At 32.4% G+C, this 9,025-nt stretch carries 8 protein-coding genes and 1 pseudogene; 2 read left to right on the top strand and 7 right to left on the bottom strand.

What is annotated here, in order from left to right; genetic code table 11:
- A pseudogene (locus FNW38_RS07370) lies at window positions 1-536 on the top strand (IS4-like element ISSysp3 family transposase); the annotation flags it as partial.
- A 326-nt stretch (window positions 537-862) separates the two neighbouring features.
- Here the strand turns inward: FNW38_RS07370 and FNW38_RS17980 are convergent.
- Window positions 863-979, bottom strand: a complete 117-nt coding sequence (locus FNW38_RS17980) for a hypothetical protein (protein ID WP_235890166.1) — start codon at window positions 977-979, stop codon at window positions 863-865.
- A 309-nt stretch (window positions 980-1,288) separates the two neighbouring features.
- On the opposite strand from FNW38_RS17980, the gene FNW38_RS07360 reads away from it, so the two are divergent.
- On the top strand, window positions 1,289-1,735 hold the full coding sequence (locus FNW38_RS07360; RefSeq protein ID WP_144064725.1) for an endo-arabinase: 447 nt from the start codon (window positions 1,289-1,291) through the stop codon (window positions 1,733-1,735).
- Between the two features lie 104 nt (window positions 1,736-1,839).
- Here the strand turns inward: FNW38_RS07360 and FNW38_RS07355 are convergent, their stop codons facing one another.
- The 6 genes from FNW38_RS07355 to FNW38_RS07330 form a co-directional block, all read right to left on the bottom strand.
- Window positions 1,840-2,199 carry a response regulator transcription factor gene (locus FNW38_RS07355; protein WP_143386498.1) on the bottom strand — a complete coding sequence of 120 codons (360 nt, stop codon included), beginning with the start codon at window positions 2,197-2,199 and terminating at the stop codon, window positions 1,840-1,842.
- Window positions 2,200-2,266: 67 nt separating this feature from the next.
- Entirely contained in the window at window positions 2,267-4,624 is a 2,358-nt protein-coding gene (locus FNW38_RS07350) for a response regulator (RefSeq protein WP_144064724.1), read from the bottom strand.
- Between the two features lie 6 nt (window positions 4,625-4,630).
- Complete coding sequence (locus FNW38_RS07345) at window positions 4,631-5,056, bottom strand: response regulator (RefSeq protein ID WP_143386496.1); 426 nt, start codon at window positions 5,054-5,056, stop codon at window positions 4,631-4,633.
- A gap of 22 nt (window positions 5,057-5,078) precedes the next feature.
- Complete coding sequence (locus tag FNW38_RS07340) at window positions 5,079-5,489, bottom strand: response regulator (protein ID WP_143386495.1); 411 nt, start codon at window positions 5,487-5,489, stop codon at window positions 5,079-5,081.
- Between the two features lie 18 nt (window positions 5,490-5,507).
- Window positions 5,508-6,221, bottom strand: coding sequence for a sensor histidine kinase (locus FNW38_RS07335; RefSeq protein ID WP_144064723.1), 714 nt, complete (start codon window positions 6,219-6,221; stop codon window positions 5,508-5,510).
- Between the two features lie 6 nt (window positions 6,222-6,227).
- Window positions 6,228-8,549 carry a PAS domain S-box protein gene (locus FNW38_RS07330; RefSeq protein WP_144064722.1) on the bottom strand — a complete coding sequence of 774 codons (2,322 nt, stop codon included), beginning with the start codon at window positions 8,547-8,549 and terminating at the stop codon, window positions 6,228-6,230.
- Window positions 8,550-9,025 lie beyond the last annotated feature (476 nt).

Genomic DNA, 9,025 nt, shown 5'->3' with positions numbered 1-9,025 from the left:
TAGGCTATGCCGGGAAAGACAAAATATGTTGGAGAATCCTAACTACCCTGCCTGTAGATAGTATCACAATGGCCATGAACTGTATCGAGTGGTATAGTTGGCGTTGGACGATAGAAGAGGTGTTTAAAATATTAAAAAAAGAAGGATTTAATATAGAAGCTAGCGAATTAGAGTCGGCGAAATCAGTTAGAAAACTATGCTTGATGATAATGGAGGTAGCCATCAAACTGTTTTTAATGCGAATAGCATATGACCAACCCGAATTAGACATCGAAGCAGATGCTTGTTTTAGCGTTGAGGAGCAAGAATGTTTAGAGTATCAAATTGAGAAACTAGAAGGGAAAACAGAAAAACTCAAGAATCCGTATAAAGAAAAAGATTTAAAAAGGTATGTATGGTGTATAGCAAGAATGGGCGGATGGAAAGGGTATGCCAAGGAAAGGAAGCCCGGAATAACTACTCTATGGTTGGGTTTAAAAAGCTTTAAATCGTTGACCGAGGGGTGGAATTTACATAAAGATGTGTCCACACGATAGGAAGCTTCGGGATGATGGGTTGAGTTCCATGTAAATCTCCAGCATCGATTGATAGCCTTTCTTCTTCAGCCGTTGTAGGGTAATTGTAGTGGTTAGAATCGGACTTTACTCAAATTTTTATTTAAATTTTGGTTTTCGTGATGTGCTTCGCAGTTGGGCAATACGCCAGCCTCCTTTTCTTTCCCCCGCGCCTGCTGGCTCGTTCGCTAAAAATGTCCACTGGACATTTTTTTAACGCTCCGCCCTTCCAAGCATAAGCATGGTCTTTGTCAACTCCTAGTCGCATCAGGTTTTTCCTTTTACGTTCGGTTTTAGCTCATGCGTTTTTATTGCTTTTTGGTATTCGTGATTTTCGCTTCACTACAATTCTTCCAGTCCGTCCAAATGCAGTAGCGCAGGCGATTGCGCAACCAGCCATCAATATCCCGTAACTTTCCTTGAATACTCGTCCCCCGAAAATAGTTTAACCATCCTCGTTGGATTTGCTTCGCCTGTTCGCCTATTGGCTCGGGTCATTGATTTTTCGGATGCGTTCCTCGAAACTTCTCGGTGCAGTTTTGCGGGTTACTTCTTTTTACTTTACATAGTGGGAAAATTGTTTTAATTATAGTTTAAATCGCATATATTTACTTTAAATTAATTTCGAAGGAACACTATTTGAGTTTTTTAGCCCTAGTGAATTTTAAAGCTGACAAGAACATCGCCTTTCGCCCAGAATATTTTTTTAATGGAATTACATAAACACTATCAATATGAAATGGAAATTATCATTTTACTTAATTATAAGTATCAGCATTTTAGGTTACAGTCAAAAAATTGATGAATCTGAATCAATAAAGAGTCTACTGGAAAAAGAATCAGCCACATGGAGAGCTGCTGATAGTAAAGGCCATACGGAATGTTGGTACATTCAGCCGTACAGCAGGATATTGGTTTCGACCGCAGAAGGTGTTACAATAGATGTGCCTCCAACTGCGATGATCGATACAAATCCCAGTGCAATGGGTAACGGTGGCTTTTCAGTGAATACCAACTACAAAATGAGTATCCACGAGAATAATGCCTGGGTAAGCCATGATGAAGAATCAACCGCAAAGGATGGCAAAAAAACATTCTCTTATGAAATCAGGCTATTAGAAAAAATAGAGGGGCAATGGAAATTAGTGGGCCAGTCCATTCATATTTACAAGCCTAAATAAAAATGTTGCTGACTGGCAATTGAGCGAAGTAATCCCTAAACCAACAGTGGTAAATATTAAAAACTCCTTCTTGTTATTTAAACGAAGAAGGAGTTTTTAAGTTTCTATTTTAATAACAGTCGCTTGATTCTAACGATTAACTCATTAGGACTAAACGGTTTTGTTATAAAATCATCCGCACCTAATTCAAAAGCTTTTAATACGGTTTTTTCTAAACCTAAAGATGATAATATAATTATTGGAATATTTAATTTTAACTCTACTTTTACTTTGTGAACGATATCTAATCCAGAAGCAAAAGGCATTTCGATATCTGAAAGTATAAGATCCGGATTCTCAGAAACTATTTTATCTAATGCAACACTACCGTCCGGACATGAAATAACTTCATACCCCTCACGGATCAGCTTAAACCCCATCGTTTTTAGCATCATCTCATCATCTTCTGCTATTAGTATTTTCATTTATTATAATTGTTACTATTTATAATAGCATTTACGTTTTTTAGTCTGATTTGGTTTTGCGGATATGCTATATTTTAGAAAAACCATGGATTATTTCCAATTCATTGAAAACAAGCTGACAGATTTCATAAAACTTCTCAACTTCTGCTTTTCGCTTTTGTCCCAAAGGATTTATTTCAATTTCGCTTTCAATAATTTCAATACATTTGGATGCTTTTGTTATGCCTAACAAACTGATGGAAGATTTTAATTTATGTACTTCCGCTTTTAAAACTTTTATATTATCAATCCCGTTTGCCTCGAGTATAGTTTCTAAAGCTACAGGAGTATTATGCAAAAATAAGGATACCATTTTTTCGATAAAAGTGGCATCTTCGTCAGCAAATTCATTTAAATATTTAAAATTGATTAATTTTTCGGTTATTACTTCTTCATCTTCTGATAAATCAAAAGATTTAATTCTATCTCCATTCATTAAATTATGGTGTAATTTTTCAAGCAATACATTAAAATCAAAAGGTTTAGACAGATAATCATTCATGCCACTTTCTAAACTTCTTTTTTCTTCAACTAATGTAGCATGCGCAGTTAATGCTATTATTGGGATATTCGATTTATATCCCATATTGGTTCGTATGTATTTTGTAACTTCATTTCCATCCATTTCCGGCATTTGAATATCCATCAGAATAATATCGTAATCATTCTTCTCTATTTTTTCGATGGCAATTTTTCCATTATCGGCTATATCAATTTCTTTTTCCCATTTTGCAAATACTTTGATTGCTAAAAGTTGGTTCAGTTCATTGTCTTCAACCAAAAGTATTTTTATGTCTTTTAAGAAATTAGATGATAATTCTTCTTTTTTAACTTTTATAGGTTCTACAATTCCTTTTTGAGCCTTTTTATATTGTATTAAAAAGGAGAATTCACTCCCTTTTGAAACTTCACTTTCTACTGTTATTATTCCGCCTTGCAATTCAATGAGTTTACGGGTAATCGTGAGTCCTAAACCCGTACCTCCAAATTTTCTCGTCGTTTCATTTGATGCCTGATTAAAACTTTCAAAAATGGAATCAATCTTATTTTCAGGAATACCAATGCCTGTATCTATAATAGTAAATCGGATAAAAGTATCAAATTCAGATTCTTTCTCTTGGGTAACGATTAACTCAACATACCCTTTCTCCGTAAATTTTAAAGCATTTCCAACCAGATTAATCAATATTTGTGATAATCGTGTTGGGTCTCCAATTAAAAAATCATTTATTTGAGAATCTATTTCACACAATAATTTTATTTTTTTCTCTTTTGAAATCGGAGAAAGCAATTCAATTACTGAATTTATATTTTTTGACAAGGAGAAATTTACATCTTCAAATGTCATTTTATCAGCATCTATTTTAGAAAAATCTAAGATGTCATTAATAATAACCAATAAGTTTTTACTGGCTCTTTTTATGGCTTCCACACTTTGCTTCTGATTGCTGTCTAAATTTGTGCCTTCCAGAATTCGTGCAAACCCTATTATTCCATTCATTGGAGTACGAATTTCATGACTCATGTTAGTCAGAAACTGTTCTTTTACCCTAACAGATTGCTCTGCTATATCTTTAGCATTTATTAATTCCTTTTCAATGCGTTTTTGCTCACTAATATCCTGAATGGTGCCCAAAATCTTGAATGGTACATTATGTTCATCATTCAAACATTTTATAAACTCATTAATGTACTTAATCGTTCCATTTTTACACAATAAACTATGGCTAAACTGTACTTCTGAATTACTATTTTTGACATAATTGAGGTTGTTTTCAAAAAGTTCAATATCGTCAGAATTAATTAAACATGATTTAATGAGCGCTGTGGAAGGAATACTATTTTTGTCAATTTCAAAAATATTGAAAACTTCTTCCGAGAAAAAAACTCCCCCATCATTTAGATTTATTTCCCAACTCCCAATCTTGGCCAATTTTTGAGCTTCATAAAGCCTGTTGGCATTAATATTTAAAGCTAATTCTGTTTTTTTACGCAGTTCAAGACTATCATGAAGTTTAATTGCATTTCTGATACTTTGCGAAATGCCATCAGGAGTTAGTAATGTTTTTGGAATATAATCAGAAGCTCCGCCTAGAATAGCCTGACTGGCAATTTTTTCATCTCCTTGTGAAGTGACAAAAATAACCGGAGTTTCTACCCCTAAATCCCGTAGTTTTTTTAAAAAGGAAATTCCATCACTATCGGGCATCACGTAGTCTAAAAAGATCAAGTCATAATGAAATGATTTAATCTTTTCAATGCCTTCTTTGGCTGAAAAAGCACTTTCAACATCCGCAATAATTCCTGAGTGAGATATCGAACGAATTATGGTAATCGAATCAACTCTATCATCATCAATTATCAGTATTTTTAGAGCAACAGCCATATTATTTTATTTTTTTTCACTTGAAAATTCAATGATATTCCAATAGTCATTAAGTATTGAAAAAAAATCTGTCATTTTTTTGCTATCGTCTGGTTTATGCATATATCCGGCTATGTTTAGATTCAAAGCAGCTGCTTTATTTCTTTCATTATCAGTTCTTGTGATAACAAACACTAAAATTGATTTTAAATCCGGATGAATTCGTATCTTATTTAATAAATTTATTCCGTTTACACTTTCCTCATTAATATCGATCAATACGATTTTAGGGATTGGTGATATTTTATTATCTCCCTGCAACATTAACCAAGCTTCCGTATCGTTTTGAGCCACATGCAAAGTGAATTTAACATCAATTTCGTTAAATGCTTTTTTTACATTTTCGAAATCAGCTTTACAACTGTCTACTAATAAGATATTTGAATTCCTCATAACGTAAATTTAAGAAAAAAACTTACATTTCACACAATTGCCAGAAATTATTAAGTGTAGAAACTGAAACAACAAATTTTTCAAAAGACAATGGCTTTAAAATATATCCGGCTACGTTCAAATTATAGGCTTTAATTTTGTCACTGTCCTCATTTGAAGTAGTCATGACAAACACAGAAATATTTTTAAGCCTTTCATTCTCCCTTAAAACTTTCAAGAATTCTATTCCATTCATCTTTGGCATGTTAATATCCAAAATAATAATTTTTGGTAAAGGAATAATCTTATCATCAAGCATTTCCAATGCTTCAACTCCATTTCCTGCTACATAAAGCGGGTTTTTAATGTTATTTTTAGAGAATGCTCTTTTAACATTCATTACATCAACCTCATCGTCTTCAACCAATAAAATGTTTACCAATCTTTGTGTCATAATTTTAATTTTTTATTCTTATTGCTTTGGCCAATTAAATGTAAAAATTGAACCGCTATTTACTGCTGGAGTATATTGAAATGCTCCTCCTACCATTTTAATTATTTTACTGCTAATTGCTAATCCTGCACCGGTTGAATCTACAACATCTTTCGAATTTACCGTATAGAAAATGGAAAAAATTTTATCTTTTACTCCTTCTGGTATTCCTGGGCCATCATCGGTTATTTTTATTTCATAATCAGTTTCATTTTCGTTTACTTCAACAAATACATTCTTTTTTTCTTTATCATGAAATCGAACTGCATTATCCAGTAAACTGAACAGTACTTTTTGCAATTTCTTACCCAAAGTAACAATGTTTTCCTTTTTCAGATGATACGTAAAATGAAATTCAGCATTTGACTTATTATCTAACATTTCAATGCAATCATTAACTAATTTTGGAATATTTACTTCATATAATTCCATCTCACTCCTGCTAACACGTGAAAGTTCAAGCAATGCATTCATCATGTTTTCAAGACGTTCCACTCTGATTTTTAACAATCTAAAATTATCTAAAACCTCTTTGTCTGCATTACCCCCTAAATCTTCTTCAATCCAGGTTGTAATGTTTGAAATGGCTCTCATTGGTGTTTTTATATCGTGTGATACAATGTAAACAAACTCTTCAAATTCTTTTTTAAGGGCAACTAACTCCTCCTGACATTTTTTTTCTGACTCGGTCATATTCATTTATTTAGGAAGGGTAAAAACAAAACTTGTTCCATTATCATTTTCAGATTCTATGGAAATACTGCCTCCTTTTTCTTCAATTATCTTTTTAACAATAGACAAACCTATACCCGTACTTTCTTTTTTATCTCGTGCTTCAATGGTTTGGAAAACTTCAAATACTTTTTTATGGTATTCTTCAGCGATACCGGGACCATTATCTTTTACGGTAAACTGATGAAAATCAGGTAATGATTCATATAAACATTCTATTTTTCCAATGGGTTTATCATTATACTTCACTGAATTGCTTATAAGGTTGCTAAAAACCTGTTGTAAAAGTATTTTTTCAGTTTCAATAATAGGCATATTATCAGCAATTGAAATTTCAAATCCTTCAATGGGAACAACAAAATCAATAATCTGATTCAACATCTTTTTTAAATCAGTTGTTTCTTTTTCAATTTCTGTCCGTCCTATACGGGAATATTCCAAAACGCCATTAATCAGGTTTTCCATCCGCTGTATGCGGCCACGCAATAATTCAAAATTAGCGCTAACGGCATCCGGCATTTCAGGCATGTCTTCAACAATCCATTCCGAAAGATTATTTATGGCTCTTAGTGGTGCTTTAAGGTCATGTGAAACGATGTAAGCATACTGATCCAGCTCCTTGTTCTTCTTTTCGAGATTAGCTAATGCATTATTTAAATTTTCCTGTGCTAATTTTTGTTTTGTAATATTTGAACTAATGGCTACATATTGATACGGTTTTCCTTTTTCATTTAAAAAAGGGACTATTGTGGCGCTTTCCCAATAATAAGAGCCGTCTTTTGCTTTATTCATTACTTCTCCTTTCCAAATATTTCCATTAGCAATGGTCACAAATACATCTCTTCTAAATTCTATTGAATTATAGCCCGTACTAATAATTTGTTGATCTTGCCCTATTAGTTCTTCTTTCGAGTATTTAGAAACCGCACAAAAATTTTCATTAACGTAAGAAAAAATGCCTTTTTGATCCGTAATGGCTACGATTGCCGATTCATCCAATGCCGATTTAATATCGTTTATTTCTTTCGCTTTTTCTTGTATTTTTTGTTCAGCTAATGTTTTGTCAGTAATATCCTGAATGGTTCCTTGAATCCCAACAACCTCTCCTTTTCCATTTTTATGAGGCTTCCCTATACCTACAACATATTTTGAACTTCCGTCAGGAAATAGAATCCTATGATTATAATGTAAATCAGCACCAGTTGTTAGTGTGTTTTCAAGTACTTTGTCAAGATTTAACAAATCATCAGGGTGTATTCTATTGCGATAAGCATTAAAAAGTTGATCTGATGGTAATTCCTCAAAATCAAAAATCTGATAATGACCCTTAGACCAAATAAGGTCATTTGTAATTAAATCAAATTTCCAACTCCCTATTTTAGCTATACTTTGTGATTCGTCTAATAATTTATTGCTGTTAATCAAATTTAGCTCCGCTTTTTTCTCCTTTGTTATGTCTCTACCTATACAATATAAATTTCCTGTATCAGGATCTGGAGATGCATTCCAACTCAATAATATGCACTCGCCATTTTTACAGCGGTAACGGTTTTCAAAACTGATGGTCTTCTCTCCTTTTGAAAGTTTTTCTACTTCTTTTAAAGTTTTATCTAAATCATCCGGATGAACAAAATCTATAAATGGCTTCCCTTCTAATTCCTTTTTAGTATACCCTAATACATCGGTAAACGCAGAATTAACTTTATAAAAGAAACCATCAACGTTAGCAATACAACCCAAATCTTTAGAAAGTTCAATAAAATTCTGGAATTCTTTTTGAGATTTAAGAAGATCCGCATTTTTTTTCCGGGAATCCAATAATAAAACGACTTGATTGGCAAGCAATTTTAAAGCATTTTTCTGTTCAATGCTTAGTATTCTGGATTCCGTGTCTATTACACATAGTGAACCTAAATTAAAACCATTTGCATCCTTAAGTGGCGCTCCTGCATAAAATCGAATATTAGGATTTCCTGTCACTAAAGGATTTTTAGCAAATAACTCATTTTCCAGAGCGTTATTGACTTCATAAACGTCTTCACCCATAATGGCATATTGGCAAAAAGACAAGTCTCTTGTAGTTTCAGCAACACCTAACCCAACACTTGATTTAGACCACTGTCTTCGTTCGTCTATTAAACTTACCAAGGCTATAGGAGTTCCACAAATATAAGAGGCCAGTTGAGTAATCGAATCATATTCTTTTTCCGGTAAAGAATCCATAATTAAATACTCTTCCAGCGCTTTGAGTCTTTCTATTTCATTTTCCGGTTTTGGATTTATTTTCATCTTTGGGGCTTTTCTTTAAACAGATTAGACTCCAGAAGCTGTAATTTATAGCCTTCGAATAAATATTTATTCGAAATTTTTATAGCTGTACTTACTATATTTATAATAAATTTACAAATCTGGTATCCTTACAAAAATAAAATTATTTTTGAATTATAAATCTTTTTCCAAACTTAATATCCCAAAGAATTACATTTATTTTTCTTACCCATTATTTACACACCTCTCATTCAAACAATACCAAAAAACATTTCGAATTTAATCCCAAAAAAAACAGTATTCTCCGCTGAATTTCCATCTGTATCATTTTTAATAAAATAAAATACAAACTACTGTTTTTTAATCACTTAAATAAGAATAAAAATAAAAAAAAACATTTTTTTTGTACCAATAAAAAAATTATTTGTTTAAATTTACAGTATTGGTTTCAATAAGCAGGAACACCTACTACCCTCTTTTTTAAACCAAAAGAAATG

The sequence above is a fragment of the Flavobacterium gawalongense genome, from assembly GCF_007097265.1.
GTDB lineage: Bacteria > Bacteroidota > Bacteroidia > Flavobacteriales > Flavobacteriaceae > Flavobacterium > Flavobacterium gawalongense.
The sequence above is the reverse complement of the archived record's forward strand: the minus strand, read 5'-3'. Positions and strand labels throughout refer to the sequence as shown.